Consider the following 23,577-nt stretch of genomic DNA (forward strand, 5'->3'; position numbering starts at 1 on the left):
GGTCAACTCCCACCTTTCGTCTGGGCAACCAGTCGTCTTAACTGATCTCTCTCTTCCGCCAGTTGCGCAAGCTCTTTAATAAGCTCACGGTTAGATTCGGACAAACCGGCATTCCGTCTGCGGCATGCGCTCAACTCAGACTCCAGAGCTTCGTTTTTCTCTTTCAGGTTGCGTTGCGTCGAAAGCAAATCTCGCTCAATAGCCGCTTCCAGAAATTCCTTCATTTTCAGGTTTTCCATTTCGTGGAGCTGCCTTTGCAGCACCAAATTCTCTGTCTCTGTCTCTGACTTTGTTTTATGACGTCCACGACGCGCCTTAAGCTTTAAAGCCTCATAACGATTGATTAATTTTTCATTTTCTCGCTCGATAAAATCAATGAGTTCCGGTCTTCGCGAAGACCTAATATTGCTCTTATCGATGTTCAATGAGAGAGCGATTCTCGAAGCGATTACTGTGCGCTCTCGCAAACTCAATTCATCGCCCTGGTCAATCAAGCCCTCAAGTTCTTTGACTTCTTCCACCACTTTTGAGTAGAGCGCTTTAGTTAGACTGTTTCCTTCTGCTACCCATGAAGGTGCATCGTTAACTAACGGGGATACGAAGTTCTCCAAATCAAAAGTGCTCATTATATCTCTCCTAATTCACGGAGAATCCGCTCTGCATTTTTGATAGCTTTTTTGCTCGCATCGACAGCCTTGCTCCGGATTTTGAGAGGATGTTTTTGAATGAAATTTTGATGGGCGACACCCAACCTTTTAATAGCTTCGGCATGGGGTTGAAGTACCAGGTTCATCGGACAGCCTGAACAAACAGAAAAACCCGAAAATCGGTGTGGATCGGGAAGATTAGTTCTTGGGTCCCTACAAAGAGCTTGACTTTTTCTCTTCGAACTGAACATGCAATAGCCATATTCATGAGCATTGATGATGTCAAAATCCCTGGCAATTTCATCGACTGCTTCCTCAAACTCGCCAACTGGAAGGAATACATGACTATCGCCAATAATTTCAGTGACCCGCTTCCTTATGTAGAGTGCGACGCCGCCAACGAATTCGTATTGGTCTTCAGACGTCGCAATTCTGGCAACCAGCTCATTAATGTAATCTCGCTCTAGCTGGTTCATTACGCTTGGGGTGAGTTTGCCGTCAGTGTACTTCTTTGTATAGCCACTGCCTTCACCGTGTAGAAAGTGTTGCCGAATAGCCTCCAGAACGTTTCCATCAAATCGTCGTAAGGCGAACGCAGCAAAACTGTGTCTGAACTGATGGGGACTGATTGAAGAATTTTTCGTTGTAACAGCATCTCCGTGTTTATCAATAAAACGGGCGTAAAACCTTTTTACATAGGACGAAACTGTATCCTTTTTTGGGTGGAAGTACTCTCCTTCTTCACCCCTGTCCACCATGTTTTGACATAAATTCCGGCTAAATAAACCAACATTGTCTGTCCGTTTGTCCGAGTAGCTCAGCGCCTCAAGCACATCGGCTGCTTCTGCGACCAAGCCGTGCATGACTCTAATCTCGCTTCCTCCAGCGTGGGTTTTATCTACTTGGCTTTTGAAAATCCACTCACCACTGTTTCTCTTCTCGTAATCGCTTACCTTTATTGTGCAAAGCTCAGAAACACGAATGCCCGTAAGACAGAGAAATATAACCGCGCAAGCCTCATATACCTCTGCACAATAATTAACGAACTCGCCGTGTGAGTTCCAAAATAGCGAAGACAGTTCTCGCCCAATTACTTCCGTGAATAAAGCATCAAGTCTCAGAATTTTTTCTCTGGCATTCCTTCTATGACCATGATTTCTAAACTCCGGAAAGATTCTACCTTGTTTCATGTATTTATTCAGACTGACCCGATTGCCTGATTCCCTTCCATAGACTAAATCATGCCGAATTTGATCAGGCGATCTCTGCACTTTACAGAGGGCGACTGCCGCCCGCGTCTGGTCAGATCGAAGCACCGCAATTGCTTCTGCTAGAAGAAGCATCGCAACTTCAGTAGCAACCTCACCGAAACTCCCTCCCTTAAAATATGCATCTATGTGGACGCCATGCTTTTTAAGAAGGTCGCCAAACATAGCATTCGCCGAATTTCTCCGGTTATGAAAGCAGATCGCGAAACCATCAGAAATTGCACCCTCTGAAAAAGCGTGATTACTAACATTTATAACAGTGAACAAACCATTTGTGCTTCCACGAGAAGCCAAACCGTCTGGTTTATCCTGCGCAGACAAAAACAATTCCCCAAGAAGATTAGCCCGAAACATCTCTGTGATCAGCTCCCTGTCCCATCGATGAAACTCAAGCGTTATATTACGTTGACTAGAAAATAATAGAATTTTTCGGAGATCAACGACAAAGCCCTTTATCGTACTTTTACGGGCGACAAGCTTTCCGTCCTCCGATACGTAACCACCCGAATAGAAAACAACCATTTCCTTTGCCCACAGTTTCTTTACATACGAGCCTTCATAAGATGCCCAATTTAACACCAAGATATCGGATGACGTTTCATCAGTGATATACCATTTCTCATCGCCCAGACGATTGAAACGCGGCGTTTCGAGATCTTTCTGTTCTTGCGAACCTGATGCTTTTGAAGAGACGGTGCTCATGAGTGTGCCTCGAACAATTCTGGAAACTCAAAATTCAGCCTTGCTTGAAGTTCTGAACCTGCCTTTTTAAGATGTGCCGGAAACTGGTCGAGAATTTCCAAAAGGTAGATTTTCTTTGTCATAAGGCTCTGGAAAGTTTTCGTATTTTTTTCAAAAACCGAACTCAGGACTGAATCAAGCTTCTTCACATATGCCTGTATGAGAGCGCTGGTTACCTCACTTTTAATAATAACAGTCTTGTCAGAAAAGGTTAGCTCTCCAAACAAGCCAAATTCTAGATCATCGATCATCTTCTGAGAAATTTCTTCCAAGCTTGCAGCGGGCGCCTTTAAACCCAGTAGTGACGATGCTTTTTCCAGATCGACAACTTCAGTGTTCTCAAGCATAAATGACAACTTTGACGCATCCTCCATCATTTTCTCGCCAACCTGCCTGGGAAAATGGGATTGCTTTATAATATGTTCAGGTTCTCTTGACCGAGCAAGATATACTTCTCGTTTTGTTTTCTGAGTATGTTTTGTAAGTGCAGCGGCAACCTCAGGGTCGTCTAGTTCCGCGTCGTCAAAGGTCGACTGATCAAGTAAAACACGGCTTCGCCCAATATTATCGACGCTTAAAGTTGTTTTGATGACATTTTTTATCCGCTTTTTTACAGTGCCGTAGTTTCGGCGATAATCTTCTTGTTTAATCCGTTCCTTTACAGCCTCATGGTTTGATAAAACATTCTCCATTAACCACAAGAATGGTTTTTCATCACCCAGTAAATCCATTTCACATTGGTTTCGAGGGATTGAGTCCGCGACGCAAAGATCACCAAATAAATACTCATAAGAAGTTAACGGACCGAGCGCAAATCTCCAGAATTGCCCACAATGCGGATTGAAGAGATTTCTTTCTGCGTTGGCGATATAAGATTCGCTTTGTTGCGTTAACTCAACAAAGTATTTAATTGCCTGATAAATGTAGGACTGCCGCTTATACTCTGGCGATGTAAACGGAATAGTCTTATTTGACCGAAATTTATAATGACTGTAGACCAATGTCCTTTCCGATATGGAAAAGTCATCAACCCTCATAGATTGCAAGGCAGCGGTCTGGACTCGGTCCGACGCTAGAATATAAGCAAGGGAAAGGTTCTCGACATACGTCGGTAAGACCAGATCGCGTATTGTGAAGCTATAGTTCGTTGAGAAACCACCGTGGGAATTTCCGAACTCATTACCGAATGATTTACTGTGATTTTTGATCAAATTAAAACTAAAGCCAGTGTCGAATTTGATACAGTCGTTTAAGAGCTCTCTCATGCGTTGAACAGAAGGCGATCTATAGTTTCGATTCTTCAAACCTGCAGGTATTATTGACCGAAACGCTCTGTTCACGAGCATTGAATTTTTGCTCTGGGCTGCCGTCTTGAGCATCTCTCCATAGATTTTTCGTGCTGAAAGTTCCTGTGAGGAGTTTAAGGTTCTTTGTCTCGAACTCAACGAACTGTTCAATATGATGGGATAAGAGGAAAAGCATAGGTCATCGAATATATGGCGTAGCTCCCCAACAACGTTTTCGTTATCCAATAATTCGTTTCGCTCTTGCGCAGTTCGATTTATTATCCAGCTACAGACTATTCGTAAAGAGTGGAGGAGCTCAAGATTAGAGTATGGACAATGCGGGAAAATCTCGCTCATTGACAATTTTGGCCTTTTAGGCGAAGGTTTTTTCAGAGCGCGATTGGTTGGAATCAATCTTTGAGCTATTCCTATATCGCCTTGATTCGATGATTGTGATAAGAAATATTTAAGGGCTTTTGAGACAATATTTACTTCGCTACGAATCGAATTCGTAGTCGCCGTTTTTTTGTTTTTTAGGTAATTGAAGTAGTTCGGGTATAAAAGTGTTTTTGCGCTTAGAGCAACAGGATAATCTAGGGTTCCTAAATAATCAAAAAAATTCCTAATCTTCAAAAACTCGCTTCTTCTTGTCGAAGGCCGTAAATTTGCAAATTTCGCAGAACACAAATATTTGAGGCACGCTCTGATAACAATGTAGCCGATCAGCTCCGGTTTTATTTCAAAAGTTCTATTAATTCCATCTACATTGGTTGAGTACAGGCCTCTGGATATCTCAACTATAATGCTTGAGGTACTTTCAGTGAGATTTAACAAGTTTGGCCCGCCCGCTATTTATATTGATTATTAAAAGGTGGTAACTTTCTATCGTTTCCCGCAAGTTTCTTTAATATATTATTTCTTTGATTCATAACTGCGTCAAAAAAGACATATATGAACGTGGTTTGCTTGTCGGTGTGACCCATATATTCGGGAACGATTACCCAAGGGTCGAAGCCATTTTCGTAACTCCAACTCACTAAATTCGTGGCGTAGCATTTTCGGAGTGTATGGAATCTACTTCTGCCCCAGGCAATGTCTGACCTTCCTTCAGTGCTGAGGATTTTGCTTCGGCAAAACGCGAATACATCGCTAGGTAATTGGTCTGAGCTTCCGAGCCATGATCCATTTTTTTTGCAAATTAAGGGGCCAGGCGGAAGCTTCCCCCTCTCTCCATTTATAAACTTTGATATAGATGACACTAACCGTGGCGGACAGGGAACTGTTCTCAACTTTTCGCCCTTTCCTATAATTTCGATTTCGATTGCGGCGTTGAGTGTTGACCTCGCATTTAATTTGGCTTCCAGGACAGTTGTATCGAGATTTCTCGGATCGATAATTTCTCGCGCTCTCAATCCCGCATAATAACCAAGCATTAGAACTAGTTCTGCCCTTTGCCTGGTAAAGGTTGATTTTGAAATTAATTGAGACGCTGGTAGTACAGTATTTTGAAAATCGTCCTCGGAAATGTGTGTCTCCCGTAATTTTGCGATCGAATCTGCTGAGAGCGTTGATGTTTTAAAATCAAAATTTGACAGGTTGATTTCAAAGTTTGGAATATTTTCTATCAGCCCGATGGATCTTGAAAACCGGTAGAACCGGTTAAGTGCTGCAGTGTGATTTTCGACTGATTTTCGTTTTAATCCTTTCTCTTGAATGAGGTAACTATGGACATAAGCAGAGATATCTCGATCAGTAAGAGCGTTCCATTGGTCCACTCCTTTCCAATCCTCCAATGCTGTGAAAAAAGTCCTTAATCGGTCTTTGTAGCTTCTAACTGTGTTCTCTGATGCGCCGCGCATAGATTCACTTAAGGCGAAAAGTGTGGGAGCCAACAGAGGTTTTTTTCGATGCCAAAAAAAATAGCTGGAGATGTGTAAGGAGGGCGTTAGTTCAATGCCAGTAACTTTTTGAACAGTTATCATAATTATCACATAGTGCTTTTTGATGACAATACAAAAGAGCTGGCTTGCTGTCAACAAATAATCTCATGCTCGCGCACAGTGATAATCCCGACAGTCGCCATCCGCATCGTCCCAACCGTGACCAAACGCCGACCGCCGATAGTCGCTCAGAGACTCTGAGGACGCGCTTGTAGGCTTTTGGGGCGCACCCAGAGACGCTGTCGATATTCCCTTGGGCAGCCGCCCCCCCGCCGCTAGGCACGCCTCGACAGTGTCGAAGGGCGTGTAGTTCTGAGTGCGGTCATACCAACCGCTTTCCGGTGGGTGACACAAACCGCTTGTCGATTGCTTTACGATGCCAGCGGTGGCCGTGCCGCTGGCAAACAAGAAAGCGACGAAGACCGTAAGATGAAAACAGACAACAACGTGTTTCATAGATCCTTAAGCTCAGGTACGTGATAGGTTGTTAAACGCCGCAAAGCACGAGATTCTGAACGCTTTCTCAGTCCATGGCCATCCGTATTCCACGGACACGCACCCCCTCAACCAATCCGGCACACTGGGCGAAGTGAGAATTTTGCCAAAGCGTCGTAAGATAGGCATGGATCACGACACCAACGCAATTAAGAGGGCCGGTTATGAATCTCTGGGCAGGCTTTTTGGGATATTCCGCGTTCGTGCTAACCATGCTTGCCATCGGCGGTCTGGGTTACTGCTACGCCGATGATCTGGAACGGTGGGCGAAACAAACACTGGGGAAAAGTGATGCCCGCCGGAAACCGCGGTCTGGATCTCAGTGCCGGTGAGGTTGCCCTGATGTCTCAGCGGGGCATCGCGGAGGCGCGGATCCGTGAGATCCTCGCCGCGGAGGCCTCGAGCCCTCATCCAAGCGGCCTTTCAGCCACGGAACGGGACATCCTCAGAAGCGCGGGCGCTCGCGGCCTGGACGATCCGCCGGTGGCCCATCGTCGGCGTCAAAGGGCGAATCTCGAAGCCCTCATCCAAGCGTGCCGGGAGCTCCTCCAGAACGCCCAGGACACCGCGACTGTAGCCTCGCGGCTTCATCTGTCAGAAGAAGTGGTGGTGAACCAAGCCCATCACGTCCCACCGCAACTGTCCGCGATCGAATTACCCGCAATAGGTTTAACGTTTCCAGCCTGGCAATTCACCGAGACGGGGACCATTCCGCATTTGCGGGACCTCTTGGCAGTGGTCCGTACAGAGATGCCGACGCTTGTGTTGACCTGGACTATGATCATACCTCACGTCGATTTAGATGCCGGTAACGGGCGTTTGAGCCCTCGCGACTGGCTGATTAGCGGCTTCAATCCTGAGCCCGTTCTGGAGGCCGTGCGAGCGATCATAGGCGAGTGAGGCTTCACCATAGCGTCCGAGTATGCATAGCATAGATGACTTAGCTATAGGAGGACGAAAGAGTCTGCATTAAACAAAAGCGAACGTTCGCGCACCTCGGTTCGATAAATCTGCCTATCTTTTCGTAGTGTCCGCAGTGACGGGGTAGAACCTCAAGAGGTCGATTGGTTCAGAAGCTAATCCCTTTGGCCTTTTTTCCAATGTCTCCCTCATGTAGAGATGCAATGAGCGGGCACGCGATGCTGTCCGGCTGCGCGTGGCATTGACTGACCATTTCGCTCAGAGCCTCCTCGATTTTTACCAGCCTTTCGATCTTTTCGCGCACATCCTTCAGCTTGTGCTCGGCGAGCGCACTGGCTTCTTCACAGTGGGTGCCATCTTCTAGCCGTAGGAGGTCGCTTATCTCGTCGAGACTGAAACCCAGCTGCTGCGCAGTTTTCACAAATGTCAGCCGATCAATATCGGCGAAACCGTAGCGTCGAATACCACCTGGAGGTCGTTTGGGTTCTGACAAAAGACCTCGCCGCTGGTAATAGCGGATCGTCTCGACATTTACATTGGCCGCCTTGGCCAAGCCGCCAATAGTCAGTGAATTAGCTTTATCCAACATGATGCTTGACTCCGTACTTGACTACGGAAGTAACCTTATCTTATCGAGTCCATGGGCAACAGGTGTCAACGTCATGTCGAAACTCAAATCTAAATCCGGAGGTGCTTCTCTCGCTGTCGGGGGATTGCAGGAATTCTCGCCTCGGCTTGCTGTCTCGGGCCATTGGTACTTATCACTTTGGGCGTTTCCGGTGCCTGGATCGGCAACCTGACAGCTTTGGAGCCCTATCGACCGCTGTTCATTGGCGCGGCCATCGTCGCCATGTACTTTGCTTGGCGACGAATCTATCGCCCTGTAGAGCAATGCTCACCCGGTGAAACGTGTGCGATCCCTCAAGTCCGAAAGACTTATAAGGTGATCTTTTGGGTAGTTACGGCTCTGGTACTGGTCGCTTTAGTTTTCCCCTACGTTTTGCCCCTATTCTACTAAAAGGAGATCTTGCTCATGCGTAAACAGTTTGTACTTGCCATGTTCCTCACTTTGCTCAGCATGTCCTCCTGGGCTGCGTCTCAAACAGTAACTCTCTCGGTGCCTGACATGACCTGTGCCGCGTGTCCGATCACCGTCAAGTTGGCCTTAAGTAAGGTGGAAGGGGTGTCGCAAGTTTCCGTGAGCTACCCTGATCGAGAAGCCGTCGTCACCTTTAACGATGCGCTCACTTCCATAGAGGCGCTCACCGAGGCCACGAGCGACGCTGGTTACCCCTCCACTCCTACGGCCTCAGAGGCGACTCCGGAGGGGCAATGAAGAATCCGAAGAACCTGCTCAGGGTCGGCATAGTAGGGACTATTCTGGTTGCACTATGCTGCTTCACACCGATTCTGGTCATTCTGATGTCCACCGTGGGACTGGCCACCCTGACGGGCTATCTCGACTATGTGCTTCTTCCGGCACTGGCGGTATTCATCGGCCTTACGGTCTATGCGTTCTGGCGGAAAAAGCACTATGACGCCAGCTATGAGAGCAATTCAAAGCTCCAAGGAGTTTCCCCAGTGAAAAATGACAACAAACTGCATATTGCGGTAATCGGAAGTGGTGGTGCCGCCATGGCGGCTGCCCTGAAGGCGACTGAACGCGGTGCCCGCGTCACCCTGATTGAACGTGGGACTGTCGGTGGCACCTGCGTAAATGTTGGCTGCGTGCCATCGAAGATTATGATTCGTGCAGCACATGTCGCGCATCTTCGAAAAGAAAGCCCTTTGACGCGGGCATCAGTGCTGAGGCTCCTCAGGTAGACCGAGCAAAACTGCTTCAGCAACAGCAGGCACGAGTGGAGGAGCTGCGTGACACCAAGTACGAAAAGATACTTCGAGAACACAAGGACATCACAGTCCTGAACGGTGAGGCTCGGTTTGTCGATACCAATAGCCTGGTAGTCACGCTGGCTGAGGGTGGTAAAAAACCGGTTCATTTTGATCGCGCCTTTATTGGAACCGGAGCCAGACCGGCAGAGCCGCCAATAACGGGGCTGGCAGACACTCCTTACCTGACATCAACCAGTGCCTTGGCGCTGGATACCGTTCCCAAACGGCTGATCGTGATTGGTGCCGGTTTCGTTGCCTTGGAATTGGCTCAGGCATTCGCCAGACTCGGCAGCAAGGTTACCGTTTTAGCCCGGAGCCGTGTGTTGTCCAGCGAAGATCCTACGATCGGAGAGGCCATAGAGGCGGCTTTTCAACGGGAAGGGATTGAGGTGCTTCGCCAGACCACGCCTAGCAACGTGGACTACAGCGACAACGAGTTTATCGTCGAGACGCCTGCCGGCACCTTGCGAGCCGACCAACTACTGGTGGCGACCGGTCGAACGCCCAATACCGAGGCCCTGAACCTGGCTAGCATTGGCGTGGAAACCTCACGCGACGCAATTCAGGTGGATGATCATCTGCAAACCACGACCCCCGGAATATACGCTGCCGGAGACTGCACCAACCAACCGCAGTTTGTCTATGTCGCCGCTGCCGGAGGCAGCCGAGCCGCCATCAACATGACGGGAGGCGAGGCCAAACTCGACCTCAGTGCCATGCCCGGGGTCATGTTTACCGATCCCCAAGTTGCCACCGTTGGCCTCACTGAAGCCGAAGCAGTTGCAAGGGGTTATAGCGTGGACACCCGACTGCTCGACTTGGCAAACGTGCCGCGTGCGCTAGTCAATTTTGACACCCAAGGCTTTATTAAAATGGTGGCAGAGCGCACGTCAGGTCGTTTGCTCGGGGTGCAGGTTGTCGCAGCGGAAGGTGGTGAAATTATCCAAACGGCAGTGATGGCGTTACGAGCAGGTTTAACTGTTCAGGAAATCGGCGATGACTTGTTCCCTTATCTGACCATGGTTGAAGGACTCAAGCTCTGTGCGCAAACGTTCACCAAGGATGTAAAGCAGTTGTCCTGCTGTGCCGGTTAATCGCTCCGGCTCTGGTCAACGCTAGCACTGTCCAAAATTTGAACGTTCGCTTTGCGACCAGCACCTAAACAAAAGCGAACATTCGCCGCACCCCCAATTCCAGGCTTTACGCCCCTTAAACGGGTAAGCAATGCCCCATCAAGAACTTGGCAAACGAACAAAAGGGCTGATGGTTCCAGCACGTCGATCGCCAATGACATGCGTGTAGATTTCTGTCGTTCGAATGTCGCTATGCCCAAGAATTTCCTGAACCGTCCTGATATCGCTCCCCGATCTCAATAACTCTGTCGCAAAGGCATGCCGAAAGGTATGAGCCGTCACACGCTTGGTGATTCCCGTGGCCAGAACGGCCTGCCTCAATCGCCGCGAGTACGATGAATGATGAAGATGGTGGCGGCACACATAACCAGCGATGGGATGAACGCATCTTGTTACGGATGGGAACAGGTACTGCCAACCAAAGTCCTTCATGGCCGGTCCATACTTCTTGTGAAGTGAGGCCGGCACTGACGTAAGCCCGAATCCATCGGCCAGATCGGACTCATGTACAGCCCTGACATGGGCGAATTGTCGCTCCATGTTTTCTCTTAGATTGCCTGGAATCAGTGTGTATCGATCTTTTCGTCCCTTACCGTTGAATACGAGCAAACTGCGGCTTTTTAGGTCGATGTCTTTCACGCGAAGTGAAAGAGCTTCGTTGATTCTCAAACCGCATCCATAAAGAAGCGCAGTGATGAGCCAATACTCTGCATCCATGTTTTGAAGAATAGAAGCAACTTCATCGGGACTCAGAACGGTTGGCATGCGTCGAGGCGTTTTCGTCATCTTGTACTGTAGGTTTTCAATCTCCCGCTTCAGCACATGCTTGTAGACAAAAATAATCGCGTATAGCGCCTGATTTTGAGTGCCCGGACTGACTCCCCGATTGACGGCGAGGTGATTCAGGAAACGCTCAATTTCGTGATTACCCATGACTTTTGGGTGCTTCTTGTCATTGAAAAGGATGAACTGACGAACCCAGTAAAGATAGGACTTCTCGGTTCGGTAGCTGTACTGCTTTGTCCTAATTTCTGTGCGGACCGATTGTAGAAACGGTGATTTCGACACGCTCGCCCTCCGTGGCTGAATGCTGTATGTACGTGGGTCTTCACTTCTTTTAGTGGGTAACCCTTTATTTCCCTGCCGTTTTTGGTCAATGTTAGCCCATCCGATTAACCCGATGGATGGTGGCCGACATTGGATCAATGCACCCTCTACGAACAGATTCTTGGGCTCTCAGCACCTTGGTTTGTCTCAGACGTTGAGCTTGATAAAAGTCAGAGCGAAGTCGTAGTCCAGGTCAACATAGATAAAGGCACAGCGCTTGTCTGCCCCCGGTGTGGCCGTGCCTGCCCGGGTTACGACTCCCGGGAACGTCGTTGGCGTCACCTCGACACCTGTCAGTTCCGAACCCAGGTGGTTGCCCAAGTCCCCCGTGTGCAATGTCCGGAACATGGCTGCCTGACGGTCAGCGTACCTTGGGCTGAGCAGAACAGCCGGTACACGCTGCTATTTGAAGCCTTTGTTATTAGCTGGCTCAGGGCAGCCTCGATCTCTGCGGTCAGCAAACAGCTGCGCCTGAGTTGGACTGCTATCGACAACATCATGGAACGGGCTGTACGTCGGGGCTTGGCCAATGCGCCCGACCGCGATACAACACGGCTGGCTGTCGACGAGACCGCATTTCGTAAGGGGCACGATTACGTGACGATCGTTTCCAATGCCCAGGGTCAGGTTCTGGCGGTGGAAGACGGCAGGTCCTCAGACAGCCTCGGTCGCTTTTACGACAGCCTGGAGAAGCCGCGCAAGCAATCGATCATTTCGATATCCATGGATATGAGCCCGGCGTATCAGAAAGCGACGTTTGCCCATATCGACAAAGCCCATCGGAAGATCGCCTTCGATCACTTCCATGTTGCACAGATGCTGACCCGGACGCTGGATGCCACTCGCAAGGCTGACATGGCGCGGGCGGATCACTCGATGCGTCAGGAGATCCACCGAAGCCGATACACCTGGTTACGCCATCGCAAGAGCCTTGAGGGGCAGCAGATTCAGCAAATCCGGGCCTTGTCGGATGCTCTCAAAGACACCGGCCTGGTGTGGTACCTCAAGGAGAAGGCACGGGACATCTGGCAGGGCTATCGCGTCAAAGGCGCTCGCGCGGCCTGGCAGGAATGGATTCATATGGCTCGACTCACGGAGGTTCGAGCCTTGACCTCAACGGCCAATCAAATCGAAACCAAGCTGTTTGGCATCCTCAATGCCATGCGTTTCCGGGCTTCCAATGGTCTAGCGGAGGCAATCAACGGACAGGTTCGAGCTTTAAAGGTCCGGTCCCGGGGATTCCGGAGCAAGGAGAGATTCAAACGGGCAATCTTGTTCCATTATGGCGGGCTGCCTATGGCACCCAACCCACACGGATAAGTGAAGAGCCATGTACGTACAGTTATAATAAAAAGCACCCAAAAACGCCAAAATTCTTGCGGCTTAATTTGCACGGCCCTGCTCACTTTTCACAATGCATCTCTGTAGGTATCTGTTTCAGCATGGGAAAAATTCGACCCACTGGATTTAACGTGCAAAAACGTGCATAAATATCCCGCGTGCACACTTTTCACAGAACCAAAAGCTCAAAAGCCCCCTGAGATGGAGGGGTAATGATCTGAAAAATCGAGGTTATTCAGGTTGCGAAGCAGTATTGGACTGGGTGATGGTGTTGCGGTTTAATAAGAATGCAAACTAATAAGCTGTTAAAGGCTAAAGGGAGTTCCCGGTGAACAAGGAAGATCTTTCTCCAGAAGACCAAGCCTACTACAAGCGTTTTGAGTTTAAGCCGTTACGAGTATTGCTGTATTTGCTGGCAGTGGTTTACTTGGTGTTTGTTTATGCGGTTGGTGGTGCCCAGTTTAGCGGAGGCTTTTTCAGCGGCTTGGTCGGAACCTTTGTTCTGATTCAGGGCATCGATCTCTCTCAAAGACGAGTGATCGTCATTGGCGGGTTCCTGACAGTTGTGAGCGTCTTTCAGACAATATCGTCGGTGTTGTAGTGGCTACCGAGCGCTTACTGCAAAAGCCTTTAACAAATAGTTGTAGTACGTTTCGGGCCTCGCGGCCCTACACCGGACGCCCATTTCGCTGCGCTACATGGGCGCCGCTAAACAAGGGCGTTAGCACTTTATGAATCATCTCGAACAGCTCGTTGCTGAGTGGTATGAATACAGAGGATATTTCGTCCGCCGGAATATTCAGGTTGGGCCTCGTGCGAATGGTGGCTACGAGTGCGAGCTTGATGTGGTGGCTTTTCATCCTGGGCAACAACACCTGGTTCACATCGAGCCATCTATGGACGCGCACTCATGGGCAAAGCGTGAGCAGCGGTACGGCAAAAAGTTTGAAGCCGGGCGGCAACATATCCCAGCGCTGTTCGACGGCATTAGCTTACCCAAAGAGATTGAGCAAATCGCACTCCTTGGGTTTGCCAGCAATGCGAACGTAAAGACACTCGCAGGTGGTCGAGTAATGACAACATCTGAGCTATTTGCAGAGATTGTTGCCGGGATCGGAAACAAGAAGATTGCCAAGGCGGCGATCCCAGAGCAGTTTCCGCTGTTGCGAACTATTCAGTTCGCCAGCGAGCATCGTCATGCCGCTGGCTGGTGCTAACAAGGTGGTCAACGGGACGCCAACTACGCTGCGCTCCGTTGGCGCCCATTACCACTGGCGTTAGATCATAAGGGAGAATGCAATGGGGAAGAGTCGTCCACCAGTTCAAATTACAAAACCTGAGACGTTCATACTTGAATCATTAAGTGTAGAGGATGAGAAAGTAGGTCGGCTGGATGGTAAGGTTTTGTATGATATTCTGAGGTTGCAAGGCAAAAATCCAATTTACTATTACTTCAGAACCCAGGCAGAGCTGGTGAAGTTTTCAGATATTTTTAGAGACTCAGGGTACCGCTATTTACACCTTTCCTGCCATGGAAATAATAATCATCTCGATTTCACTTTCAGTCAGTGTGACTACCAAAATTTTGCGAAAATATTTGAGAAAAAGCTAAATAATCGAAGGCTGTTTATCTCCGGTTGCAGCCTTGGTAATAAAAATTTCGCAGAGGAAGTATTCTCAAAAAGTGGTGGGATGTATTCAGTGACAGCCCCTACTAGAGTTGTATATTTTGACCAAACAACATCGTTCTGGCCGGCTTTCTACTACATGATGCATGCTTGGGATTCTTCCAATATGAAGAAGCAGAGGCTTCAGTATGTACTAGGGCACCTGACAGCTGTATTTGAAATGCCGTTGGCCCATTATTTTAAAAATACACGGTTAAGGGGCGCTGTGGATGAACAGGTTTTTTCTGCAGACGAGCCTGGGAATATTGCAATGCCAGGAAAAAGTGGCGCATTGCCGGGCGAACCGATCTAACAAGGCGCATCAATACGCGGCCGGTGGCCGCCGGACGCCCTTTACATTGCGGCTGCGCCTCCATTCCAAGGGCGCCGTTGTGCGCTGGCGTTAAGTTTCGAGGAGTAAACCATTGAGTAAGGATGAAACCCCAAGCGCTGTCATTTCCTATTCTTGGGATTCAGAATCGCATAAAACGTGGGTTCGCGAGATCGCTCAACGTCTCAGACTGAATGGGGTGGATGTTAAGCTTGATCAATGGCATGTAAAACCCGGCCAAAGCCTTACTCAATTCATGGAGAAAGAAATAGTCGAATGTGATCATGTAATCATCATTTGCACACCAAACTATTATGAGAAATCACTGACGCGTCATGGTGGAGTTGGCTACGAACAGCAGATTATTTCAGGTCATATCGCAGCCGGTGTCCAAAGGGAAAAGTTCATACCAGTTGTGCGAGACGGGGAATTTGAGCCTGGAATGGCTTGCGCCATACCACCCCACTTCGCAGGTATTTTCGCAATAGATATGAGGGAAGAAGACGCAGTAGACGGCTCTGTCGAACTAATTTTACGAACCATATTTGAAGACCCAGTTCATGCAATTCCGGAAATCGGTGAAAGACCGAACTGGGACAAACAAGAAAAAGAATTCACAGACCTTCGTTTGGCAACAATTGACTTAGATGGGTATGAACTCCGAAGTGGATTGGCGCAACATCATCGAACTCCCGACACGTTTTATATGCCCGAGGAGAAAGAGCGTCAAACTTTGAAGGAAGGGGATATCGTCAAGCTAATTTTCATCATTCAAGTCCCTGAGGATCCCGAAGATCCGGACGACGACGGCACGTTTGGCGAAAGAATGTGGGTTGTCGTTACTGGACGCAATGGCCCCTACTATACGGGGGTACTGAATAATGTGCCGGTCACATCAGATGAGCAAGAAAACCTCTCTCTAAAAGATGAGGTAATATTTTTGCCAGAGCACGTCATTGATATCACAGAAACTTAACAAGGCCAGGCACGGCGACGCCTACTACATTGCGGCTTCGCCTCCATTTCGTAGCCGCGCATGCTGGCTGGCGTTATGCACAGGGAGAGATAGGTGCCATTGTTTGAAACAGAGAGGTTGATTGCAAGGAAGCTGTCCCATCAAGACGTTCCGGTGCTCACCGCAATGCTCAGTGATCCAGAAGTCATGAAGTTCTCCGTCCGTGGAGTTTGTGACGAAGAAGCTACCCGAAAATTCGTTGATTGGTGCCTTGAGTGTTACGCCTCTCATGGGATAGGGCCATGGGCATTGTGTGAGAAAGAATCAGGGGATTTTATCGGCTTCTGTGGCGTTGGGCCGGAGTTGGTTGGCGATGTTGAAGAAATCAATCTAGGTTATCGTCTGGCCCGCAGGTTCTGGCATCAGGGGTATGCGACAGAAGCTGTAAAAGGTGTTCTCCAGTATGCTTTCGACCAAAAACACTGCGAGTCGGTAATTGTTATTATCGAGCCGGAGCATACAGCTTCCGTCAGGGTCACGGAGAAAGTCGGGTTCGGAGACTATACGACTCGAGAGTTCCATGCCCGGCCTGTGCGCGTGTATCGAATGTCGCGCGACGACTGGGCACTGCATAACAAATTGTTGTAGTGCTTTCCGGGCCTGGCGGCCCTACACCGGACGCCTACTACGCTGCGCTCCGTAGTCGCCGCTAAACAAAAGCGTTATACCTAGTCAGCAAGGAGTGAAGAATTGAGTAATCCAAAGTTATTTATATCCTACAGTTGGTCGAATCATGATCATGAGCAACTTGTTCTTCAGATTGCGACGGAGCTTATTGAATCTGGTGTTGATGTCATTCTAGACAAGTGGGATCTGAAAGAAGGCCATGATGCTTATGCTTTCATGGAAAAGATGGTAACTGACCCAGATATTAGTAAAGTCGCAATAATCTCAGATAAAACTTATGCGGAGAAAGCAGACGGAAGAAGCGGCGGCGTAGGAACTGAGACACAAATTATTTCCCGTGAAGTATATGAACAGCAAGAACAAGACAAATTCGTCGTTGTCGTTACGGAGAGAGATGAGAACGGTAAAGCACATCTGCCAACTTACTATAAATCTAGAATCTATATTGACCTTAGCGAACCCGATGGCTACGCAGATAACTTTGAGAAGCTACTCAGGTGGATTTACAACAAGCCCCTCTATGTAAAACCTGAGGTTGGAAAAGCCCCCAGTTTTTTAGAAGAAAATAAGGCTGTTTCACTTGGCACATCATCCGCTTTCAAGCGCTCTATAGACGCCATAAAGAACGACAAGTCTACTGCTCCGGGCTGCTTTGATGAGTACTTGAGCTTATTCTCAGAAAATCTAGAGCGCTTTCGTGTTCATGACGTAGAGGGTGAAATAGACGATGCGATTATGTCAAACATAGAATCATTTATACCTTCTAGAAATGAGTATGTTCAGCTAATGATAGCGGTCGCTCAGTACAAGGCTATACCCGAGTTTGCTGAAAGGGTTCATCGGTTTATTGAAAGTCTAATACCATACATGGATAGACCTGAGCATATAACTTCTTATAATCGTTGGGAGTTCGACAATTATAAATTCATTGTCCACGAACTTTTTTTGTACACGCTCGCAGTGTTTATAAAGTACGAGCGTTTCGAATTGGCCTCTCCGCTACTAATGCAGCAATACTTTGTTGGAGGTCGGTCCGAATATGGTAAAGATACCATGATCGGGTTCGAAAACATCCGGCAATATATGGAATCCCTTGAGCATAGGAACAGGCGGTTAGAAACAAGAAGATTGTCGCTCCGAGCTGATCTATTAAAAGAACGGTGCCATGGAACTGGACTGGACTTCAGATTCTTAATGCAAGCTGATTTCGTTGCTTTTATGCGTGCTGAAATATCTGCTAGTGATGACTATAGCCGTTGGTGGCCGGAAACGCTGCTCTATTTGGGCCATTATGGCAGCTCCTTTGAAGTTTTCGCTCGCGCAAAGTCGAAAAGATACTTCGATAGAGTTAAAGCTCTCCTAGGAATAGAATCACCTGATGATTTGTCTGAACTTCTAGAGTCCTATAAACAGAACGGTAGGAGGCTACCGAAATGGGAGTTTAATTCATTTAGCCCTTCCGCTCTCTTGGGCTATGAAAGCTTAGGCACATTGCCGTAAAGGTATAACAAGGCGCATCAATACGCGGCCGATGGGCGCCGTTGTGCGCTGGCGTTAAGTGTCAAAGGATTGATCGATGCAAGGTGAATGTCTCTGCGGAAGCGTGAAATTCGAAATTGATGGGGAGATACGCAATCTCTATCAGTGTCACTGCTCGCTATGCCGCAAAGCCACAGGGGCTGCCGCTAACGCTGCCACGTTTGTGCAGGGTTCTAATTTTCGTTGGGTCTCAGGTCAAAGCGAGATCCGGTCGTACCAAAAGCCAAGTGGTTTCCGGAGCGATTTCTGTTCGAGTTGTGGGAGTCCGGTTCCAAATAGCCTGCGGGGCACCGAGATGGTTTGGGTTCCAACCGGTTTGCTCGATGAACTCGCCGTATCAAGGGTTTCTGTTCACCTCCACACAGCATCCGCTGCGCCATGGGAGCAAGAATCCGCTGAGTGCGTTCGATTGGAGGGCGGCCCTGAGAGCCTGGAATCACTTAACAAATTGTTGTAGTACGTTCCGGGCCCGGCCCTACACCGGACGCCCATTACGCTGCGCTACATGTGCGCCGCTAAACAAAAGCGTTATTCCGAAATCTGAACGTTCGCTTTGCGACCGAAGCGAACGGTAACAGTGACTGAGCTAGTTCCCAATCCAACATAACTCACAAAATTTTGGGTGGGCAACTTGTACCTTAACGTAACGCCGATTATGCGCAGTGTAAAACAGGCTCAAGAGGTGCCGGTTTTTAGGTAAAAGTTTCGGTTAGTCGAAAAAGCGAGTTGCCTCCAAAAACTCCTGACGAGCTCTGCTGACAGCGTCGTCCTGGCAAGTCATGGCATCTTGGGATCGCTGTTTTATTTCGGCGCGACCTTCGGCACCAAGCTTAAGCCCTTCAAGGTAGCCGCTGTGGTAATAGCGCGCCCACCCGCAAGCGCCGCCACCATTCCCAAAGTGTCCTGTTTCTAGATACTCCGGGCAGTCTTCTACAAAATGAAGGAAACTGTCGTAGGCGAGCAAATGTTCGATTGCCGACAACTCCACTTTCGTAAGCGGTGGACATTGGGCTAAGAGCCATTCCTGGATGTGCGATGGCTGCCCATTAAAATCCACAAACTCCTGCATCGTGATATTCCATATATCCGCCGAGGATCTCGACAGCGCTCTCTCTATGATTCTGTCTCTGACCCCCATATTTCTCAGGTAGGCGCTCAGTCGATCTTCGATGCTCTGCTGAAGTTTTTTTGCCTCATTTACGCTGAGGGAAGAGTACGTATCGGGTGAGAAATAAGGTCGATGAAGCCCGATAACCGCTTCATCAGCAATGTAGGTGCGGCTTGAAAAGACAATCGCTGCGCAAGCACTACTGCACTCGCCGTTTGGTATCACCAGGGTGAAGGCGTCGCGGAATAGGTTGCCTAGCTTCATAGCTTCTTCGACGTTTCCTCCAGGAGAGCTGATAAGGACTCTGTCGGGGAATTTGCGCCCTTCCTGAATTTTACTGACGACTTGGCGATAAAGGCCTGGCGTGATTTCCCCCGAAATCCATAGGATTGTGTTCGAGCTATCACCGGATATCTTGATCTCTGCAGCTCCAACTTGCAGAGAAGCACAAAGACAGAGTGCAAAAACGAGTCTTTTCATGGCGTTCCCTTGATCTGAAGGCTCATCTTATATCAGGTTTGATTAGCTGGAGTTGTGCAACCATTCTCCTGATTCTTTTCGAGTATCGGCTCGCACCATTTGTTCTTGGAAGCCGAGGGCTCGATTCTTTTACGACAATACCTGTCGTACTGCTGAGGAATAATGTTATACGTCTGTGCATCTTGCGCAATGATGCACTCTCGTCTAATTTGATCACAAAGAAATGCATCATTGAGCATACTGCATGAGCGAATCTGCCAAGCAACGGCTGCCACTTCGCAGCCTGGCCACCATCCACCCAGGCTACCCGTTTCGCGGCAAGCTTCCGGTGGACAAAGAAGGCAATGCGTTTGTGGTGCAGTTCCGCCACCTGAGCCCGGGGGAGTCCCTGGACGATAAGGAGGGCAAAACCCTTGACCGGGTCACCCTGCCAGGCCGACGGCGACCGGATTACCTCTGGCCCGGCGACATCCTGTTCATGGCTCGCGGTACTCGCAATGATGCAGCGGTGGTCAGCGCTTTACCCGCCAACACGGTCTGCACCCCGAACTTTTTCCACTTACGACTGAAGCCCGAGGCCTTCCGCCTGATACCCGAGTTTCTGGCGTGGCAGCTCAACCAGACCGATGCACAACGCTACTTTGCCATGTGCTCACAGGGCTCTGCGGCCCCCAGCGTGACCAAGACCCAGTTGGGCGACTTGCCCGTGGTGGTTCCGCCCATCGAGCAACAGAAGCTGATGATCAAGCTGGCTGACGCCGCACGACGGGAGCAGGCGCTCTTGGAACAGTTAATCGAGAACCGGCAGCGCATGACCGATGCGGTTGCCCGACACATACTTCGTCCGGATACGACAACAGGGAAATGACACCTATGAGCAACGATTCGATCAAGCAGGATCAGATCAACAAAGCGGTCTGGAACGCCTGCGATACCTTCCGGGGCACCGTGGACCCCAGCATCTACAAGGACTATGTGCTGACGATGCTGTTCGTGAAGTACCTGTCCGATGTGTACCAGGATCACTACGACAACTACGTGGCCGAATATGGTGACACCCCGGAGCTGATCGAAGAGCTGATGAAGAACGAGCGTTTTGTCTTGCCTCGGGATTCCGGCTTCTACGCCCTGTATGACCAGCGCCACGAACCCGGCAACGGAGAGCGGATCGACAAGGCCCTGCACGCCATCGAAGAGGCCAACATCGTCAAGCTGGCCGACGTATTCCAGGACATCAGCTTCAACTCCAACAAACTGGGCGATGAGAAACAGAAGAACGACATCCTGCGCCACCTGCTAGAAGACTTCGCCCGGCCTGAGCTGAACCTGCGTCCGAGTCGGATCGGGAAGCTGGATGTCATCGGCAACGCCTACGAGTACCTGATCAAGAACTTTGCGGCCACCTCCGGTAAAAAGGCCGGTGAGTTCTACACCCCGCCAGAAGTGTCAGAGCTAATGGCCGAGATCGTCGCGCCGAAGGAAGGCGATGAGATCTGCGACCCGGCCTGTGGTTCCGCCTCCCTGTTGCTGAAATGTGCCAACCAGATCCGCCAGAGCCACGACGGCTCTAAGAATTTCGCCCTGTTCGGTCAGGAAGCCATCGGAAGCACCTGGGCGCTGGCGAAGATGAACATGTTTCTGCACGGGATCGACAACCACAAGCTGGAATGGGGCGACACCATCCGTAACCCCAAGCTGCTCGATGAGAACGGCGGCCTGAAGCATTTCGACATCGTGGTGGCCAACCCTCCCTTCTCGCTGGAGAAATGGGGCTTTGAGGGCGCGGACAGCGATCCCTATAGCCGGTTCCGGCGCGGGGTACCGCCAAAGTCCAAGGGCGACTACGCCTTTATTCTGCACATGATCGAGACCCTGAAGCCGAAGACCGGCCGCATGGCGGTGGTCGTGCCTCACGGTGTCCTGTTCCGGGGTTCTAGCGAAGGCAAGATTCGGCAGAAGCTGATCGAGGAGAACCTTCTGGATGCCGTCATCGGCCTGCCCGAGAAGCTGTTCTACGGCACCGGCATCCCGGCGGCCGTACTGGTGTTCCGCAAAGACAAGACCGACAACAACGTACTGTTCATCGACGCCAGCCGCGAGTTCCAGGCCGGCAAGAACCAGAACCAGTTGTCCGATGAAAACATCGCCAAGGTGGTCGAGACCTACAAGCAGCGCGAGAACCTCGACAAGTACGCTTATCTGGCCAGCCTGGAGGAAATCCAGGAGAACGACTTCAACCTCAATATTCCCCGCTATGTGGACACCTTCGAGGAAGAAGAAGAGATCGACCTGATGGCCGTGCAAGCGGAGCGGAAGGCCATCGAGGCTGAGATTGCGAAGCTGAACGAGCAGATGGAAGGCTACCTGAAGGAGTTGGGTTATGGTGCCTGATGGTTGGAACGACCTATCTCTGGGTCAACTTTATGATTTTAAGAATGGACTGAACGCAGACAAATCCAGCTACGGTCATGGAACGCCCTTTGTGAACGTAATGGACATCTTTGCAGCAGACGAGCTTTCAGCTGAGGCATTACGTGGATCTGTAGCCGCATCAGAAAAAGCCATACGCGAGTTTTCTGTCAATTATGGCGACATTCTGTTCAATCGCACCTCCGAAACGGTTGAAGAAATTGCTTACAGTGCTGTGTATTTGGATACGCAACCTGCGGTATTTGGTGGGTTCGTTATTCGAGGTCGACCCAAATCTAGATCGGTCGATGCTCACTACTCCAAATATCTATTCAAGTCGGCACCTTTTCGCAGAAAAGTGATAAAAGCCTGTCAGGGTGCCGTCCGAGCCAATATTGGACAAAAAGATTTGGCGAAAATCGAGGTTTCGCTCCCCCCCCTCCCCGAACAAAAAAAGATCGCCCAGATCCTCTCCACCTGGGATCAGGCCATCACCGCCACCGAGCGCCTGCTTGAGAACAGCCAGCAGCGGAACAAAGGGTTGATGCAGCAGTTGCTGACCGGGAAGAAGCGGTTGCCGGGGTTTGAGGGGGAGTGGGATAAAGTTCAGCTCAAAAAGCTTGGGAAGTGCATACGTGGCGTGAGCTATAAACCCTCAGATATTTGTAGCGAAGTCCCCACTAAAACAGTCCGACTTCTGCGCTCTACAAATATCCAAAATGGGAGCCTCAACGATAAGGATCTCGTGATTTTACCGAACGCAAGCGTAAAATCAGAGCAGCTCCTCAAAGCTGGCGACCTATGTATATGCATGGCAAACGGTAGCAAAAAACTGGTCGGTAAAAGTGCTGTTTTTCACGACTCTGAACGACCTTATACCGTCGGGGCATTCTGTGCGATTTATCGAACATTTAAGACTGCTGACAGCCGGTTTGTCCGGTTTCTTTTCGAGTCTTCTAAATATGAGCAGCAGATTTCAGTAATACTGGCTGGTTCCAGCATCAATAATTTGAAAGGGTCTGATATTGAATCAATGTGGTTCAATGCCCCCGTCGATCCCGAGGAACAAACGGCTATTGCAGATGTTTTGTCATCGGCAAGTAGAGAGATAAGGTTGCTTGCCAACTGCTTGAACAAGTTTAAAGAAGAGAAAAAAGCCCTAATGCAGCAACTCCTTACCGGCAAGCGTCGGGTTCAGGTGGAAGCCGCGTGAGCAAGGAGTCTGGCATGCAGATCCATGAAAGCCTGGCACTACTCAACGATCTGCACCTGATCGAGTGGCTTTCTCAGGATGTTGAATCATCGACAAGAACCGTCGTGAACGCCCTTGTGAGTGACCTGCTAGAGACCGATGACCCGAGGGAATGCCGTCCTGCATCCTGGTCGGACGCAGTAATCCAGGTCATGACAAACGAGGTTTTTCTGGAGGACTGGTTCGACCTATTGAGCGGCCGTTTTCGAGATGCCATCGAGTTGAACGCGGACTCTATTGGTTTCGCCATCAGTAGTTACGATTCGATCCTGACGGATAGAGAAGGAAAAAAAGTGGCCATTGATTCTGCCCATGGGTGGGAATCGCATGTCAGATTGGTCCTGAAACAGGCCATTAACGGAACAGCCCGGAGATAG

22 protein-coding genes and 2 pseudogenes are annotated in these 23,577 nt (G+C 49.5%); 17 read left to right on the top strand and 7 right to left on the bottom strand.

Translation table 11 applies throughout. From position 1 onward, the window contains the following. Positions 1–2: 2 nt before the first annotated feature. The 4 genes from RVM24_RS19160 to RVM24_RS19175 form a co-directional block, all read right to left on the bottom strand. Positions 3–626, bottom strand: coding sequence for a hypothetical protein (locus RVM24_RS19160; RefSeq protein ID WP_058091436.1), 624 nt, complete (start codon positions 624–626; stop codon positions 3–5). Next, positions 626–2,617 (bottom strand): site-specific integrase, encoded by a 1,992-nt coding sequence (locus RVM24_RS19165; protein ID WP_431474600.1) that lies wholly within the window; start codon positions 2,615–2,617, stop codon positions 626–628. The genes RVM24_RS19160 and RVM24_RS19165 overlap by 1 nt, the downstream gene beginning before the upstream one ends. Continuing rightward, a complete protein-coding gene (locus RVM24_RS19170) occupies positions 2,614–3,657 on the bottom strand; it encodes a hypothetical protein (protein ID WP_431474601.1) in 1,044 nt (347 codons plus the stop codon). The genes RVM24_RS19165 and RVM24_RS19170 overlap by 4 nt, the downstream gene beginning before the upstream one ends. A gap of 1,133 nt (positions 3,658–4,790) precedes the next feature. Continuing rightward, complete coding sequence (locus RVM24_RS19175) at positions 4,791–5,801, bottom strand: tyrosine-type recombinase/integrase (RefSeq protein ID WP_197492689.1); 1,011 nt, start codon at positions 5,799–5,801, stop codon at positions 4,791–4,793. Positions 5,802–6,626: 825 nt separating this feature from the next. Here RVM24_RS19175 and RVM24_RS19180 point away from each other — a divergent pair. After that, positions 6,627–7,277: a hypothetical protein gene (locus tag RVM24_RS19180; protein ID WP_431474602.1), complete on the top strand. Its 651-nt coding sequence runs from the start codon at positions 6,627–6,629 to the stop codon at positions 7,275–7,277. A 169-nt stretch (positions 7,278–7,446) separates the two neighbouring features. Here RVM24_RS19180 and merR read toward each other — a convergent pair whose 3' ends face one another. Further along, entirely contained in the window at positions 7,447–7,887 is a 441-nt protein-coding gene (gene merR / locus RVM24_RS19185) for an Hg(II)-responsive transcriptional regulator (protein ID WP_431474603.1), read from the bottom strand. A gap of 177 nt (positions 7,888–8,064) precedes the next feature. Here merR and merT point away from each other — a divergent pair, with 177 nt between their 5' ends. The 4 genes and pseudogenes from merT (at position 8,065) to merA (ending at position 10,285) form a co-directional block, all read left to right on the top strand. Further along, positions 8,065–8,316 (top strand): mercuric ion transporter MerT, encoded by a 252-nt coding sequence (gene merT, locus RVM24_RS19190; RefSeq protein ID WP_431475420.1) that lies wholly within the window; start codon positions 8,065–8,067, stop codon positions 8,314–8,316. A 15-nt stretch (positions 8,317–8,331) separates the two neighbouring features. After that, complete coding sequence (merP, locus tag RVM24_RS19195; protein ID WP_011783481.1) at positions 8,332–8,634, top strand: mercury resistance system periplasmic binding protein MerP; 303 nt, start codon at positions 8,332–8,334, stop codon at positions 8,632–8,634. Next, positions 8,631–8,768, top strand: a pseudogene (gene merF / locus RVM24_RS19200) (mercury resistance system transport protein MerF); the annotation flags it as partial. The gene merP and the pseudogene merF, both read left to right, overlap by 4 nt. A gap of 165 nt (positions 8,769–8,933) precedes the next feature. Beyond that, positions 8,934–10,285 (top strand): annotated as a pseudogene (gene merA, locus RVM24_RS19205) (mercury(II) reductase). A gap of 138 nt (positions 10,286–10,423) precedes the next feature. Here merA and RVM24_RS19210 read toward each other — a convergent pair. Continuing rightward, the gene (locus tag RVM24_RS19210; RefSeq protein ID WP_431474604.1) at positions 10,424–11,392 is read right to left on the bottom strand and encodes an integron integrase; all 969 of its coding nucleotides are present in this window, start codon (positions 11,390–11,392) and stop codon (positions 10,424–10,426) included. Between the two features lie 129 nt (positions 11,393–11,521). Between RVM24_RS19210 and RVM24_RS19215 the strand changes: the two genes are divergently transcribed. From RVM24_RS19215 to RVM24_RS19250, 8 genes are all read left to right on the top strand, one after another. After that, positions 11,522–12,751, top strand: coding sequence for an ISL3 family transposase (locus tag RVM24_RS19215; protein WP_036220386.1), 1,230 nt, complete (start codon positions 11,522–11,524; stop codon positions 12,749–12,751). A 349-nt stretch (positions 12,752–13,100) separates the two neighbouring features. Further along, entirely contained in the window at positions 13,101–13,373 is a 273-nt protein-coding gene (locus tag RVM24_RS19220; protein WP_431474605.1) for a hypothetical protein, read from the top strand. A gap of 130 nt (positions 13,374–13,503) precedes the next feature. Then, positions 13,504–13,989, top strand: a complete 486-nt coding sequence (locus RVM24_RS19225) for a hypothetical protein (protein WP_222197988.1) — start codon at positions 13,504–13,506, stop codon at positions 13,987–13,989. Positions 13,990–14,071: 82 nt separating this feature from the next. Further along, a complete protein-coding gene (locus RVM24_RS19230) occupies positions 14,072–14,752 on the top strand; it encodes a hypothetical protein (RefSeq protein ID WP_431474606.1) in 681 nt (226 codons plus the stop codon). Between the two features lie 112 nt (positions 14,753–14,864). Then, on the top strand, positions 14,865–15,746 hold the full coding sequence (locus RVM24_RS19235) for a toll/interleukin-1 receptor domain-containing protein (protein ID WP_273135258.1): 882 nt from the start codon (positions 14,865–14,867) through the stop codon (positions 15,744–15,746). A gap of 93 nt (positions 15,747–15,839) precedes the next feature. Further along, positions 15,840–16,373: a GNAT family N-acetyltransferase gene (locus RVM24_RS19240; RefSeq protein WP_431474607.1), complete on the top strand. Its 534-nt coding sequence runs from the start codon at positions 15,840–15,842 to the stop codon at positions 16,371–16,373. A 102-nt stretch (positions 16,374–16,475) separates the two neighbouring features. Next, positions 16,476–17,912, top strand: coding sequence for an SEFIR domain-containing protein (locus tag RVM24_RS19245; protein WP_431474608.1), 1,437 nt, complete (start codon positions 16,476–16,478; stop codon positions 17,910–17,912). A 76-nt stretch (positions 17,913–17,988) separates the two neighbouring features. Continuing rightward, positions 17,989–18,408, top strand: a complete 420-nt coding sequence (locus RVM24_RS19250; protein ID WP_431474609.1) for a GFA family protein — start codon at positions 17,989–17,991, stop codon at positions 18,406–18,408. Between the two features lie 252 nt (positions 18,409–18,660). Here the strand turns inward: RVM24_RS19250 and RVM24_RS19255 are convergent, their stop codons facing one another. After that, the gene (locus RVM24_RS19255; RefSeq protein WP_431474610.1) at positions 18,661–19,539 is read right to left on the bottom strand and encodes a hypothetical protein; all 879 of its coding nucleotides are present in this window, start codon (positions 19,537–19,539) and stop codon (positions 18,661–18,663) included. Positions 19,540–19,783: 244 nt separating this feature from the next. Between RVM24_RS19255 and RVM24_RS19260 the strand changes: the two genes are divergently transcribed. From RVM24_RS19260 to RVM24_RS19275, 4 genes are read left to right on the top strand one after another with little or no spacing between them, the layout of a single operon-like run. Further along, positions 19,784–20,407: a hypothetical protein gene (locus tag RVM24_RS19260; RefSeq protein ID WP_431474611.1), complete on the top strand. Its 624-nt coding sequence runs from the start codon at positions 19,784–19,786 to the stop codon at positions 20,405–20,407. Between the two features lie 5 nt (positions 20,408–20,412). Then, entirely contained in the window at positions 20,413–21,930 is a 1,518-nt protein-coding gene (locus RVM24_RS19265; protein WP_431474612.1) for a type I restriction-modification system subunit M, read from the top strand. Continuing rightward, complete coding sequence (locus tag RVM24_RS19270) at positions 21,920–23,161, top strand: restriction endonuclease subunit S (protein WP_431474613.1); 1,242 nt, start codon at positions 21,920–21,922, stop codon at positions 23,159–23,161. The genes RVM24_RS19265 and RVM24_RS19270 overlap by 11 nt, the downstream gene beginning before the upstream one ends. 14 nt (positions 23,162–23,175) lie before the next feature. Beyond that, on the top strand, positions 23,176–23,577 hold the full coding sequence (locus tag RVM24_RS19275) for a hypothetical protein (RefSeq protein WP_431474614.1): 402 nt from the start codon (positions 23,176–23,178) through the stop codon (positions 23,575–23,577).

The sequence above is a fragment of the Marinobacter sp. KM021 genome (assembly GCF_050707965.1).
Taxonomy (GTDB): Bacteria; Pseudomonadota; Gammaproteobacteria; order Pseudomonadales; family Oleiphilaceae; genus Marinobacter; species Marinobacter shengliensis.

Bases quoted from the DNA above. Each gene is read 5' to 3' on its own strand.
- RVM24_RS19230 (WP_431474606.1), top strand. From the start codon at position 14,072: ATGGGGAAGAGTCGTCCACCAGTTCAAATTACAAAACCTGAGACGTTC.
- merR (WP_431474603.1), bottom strand. From the start codon at position 7,887: ATGTTGGATAAAGCTAATTCACTGACTATTGGCGGCTTGGCCAAGGCG.
- RVM24_RS19270 (WP_431474613.1), top strand. From the start codon at position 21,920: ATGGTGCCTGATGGTTGGAACGACCTATCTCTGGGTCAACTTTATGAT.
- RVM24_RS19175 (WP_197492689.1), bottom strand. From the start codon at position 5,801: ATGCGCGGCGCATCAGAGAACACAGTTAGAAGCTACAAAGACCGATTA.
- RVM24_RS19225 (WP_222197988.1), top strand. From the start codon at position 13,504: ATGAATCATCTCGAACAGCTCGTTGCTGAGTGGTATGAATACAGAGGA.
- RVM24_RS19180 (WP_431474602.1), top strand. From the start codon at position 6,627: ATGATCTGGAACGGTGGGCGAAACAAACACTGGGGAAAAGTGATGCCC.
- RVM24_RS19165 (WP_431474600.1), bottom strand. From the start codon at position 2,617: ATGAGCACCGTCTCTTCAAAAGCATCAGGTTCGCAAGAACAGAAAGAT.
- merP (WP_011783481.1), top strand. From the start codon at position 8,332: ATGCGTAAACAGTTTGTACTTGCCATGTTCCTCACTTTGCTCAGCATG.
- RVM24_RS19255 (WP_431474610.1), bottom strand. From the start codon at position 19,539: ATGAAAAGACTCGTTTTTGCACTCTGTCTTTGTGCTTCTCTGCAAGTT.
- RVM24_RS19265 (WP_431474612.1), top strand. From the start codon at position 20,413: ATGAGCAACGATTCGATCAAGCAGGATCAGATCAACAAAGCGGTCTGG.
- RVM24_RS19160 (WP_058091436.1), bottom strand. From the start codon at position 626: ATGAGCACTTTTGATTTGGAGAACTTCGTATCCCCGTTAGTTAACGAT.
- RVM24_RS19260 (WP_431474611.1), top strand. From the start codon at position 19,784: ATGAGCGAATCTGCCAAGCAACGGCTGCCACTTCGCAGCCTGGCCACC.
- RVM24_RS19250 (WP_431474609.1), top strand. From the start codon at position 17,989: ATGCAAGGTGAATGTCTCTGCGGAAGCGTGAAATTCGAAATTGATGGG.
- RVM24_RS19275 (WP_431474614.1), top strand. From the start codon at position 23,176: ATGCAGATCCATGAAAGCCTGGCACTACTCAACGATCTGCACCTGATC.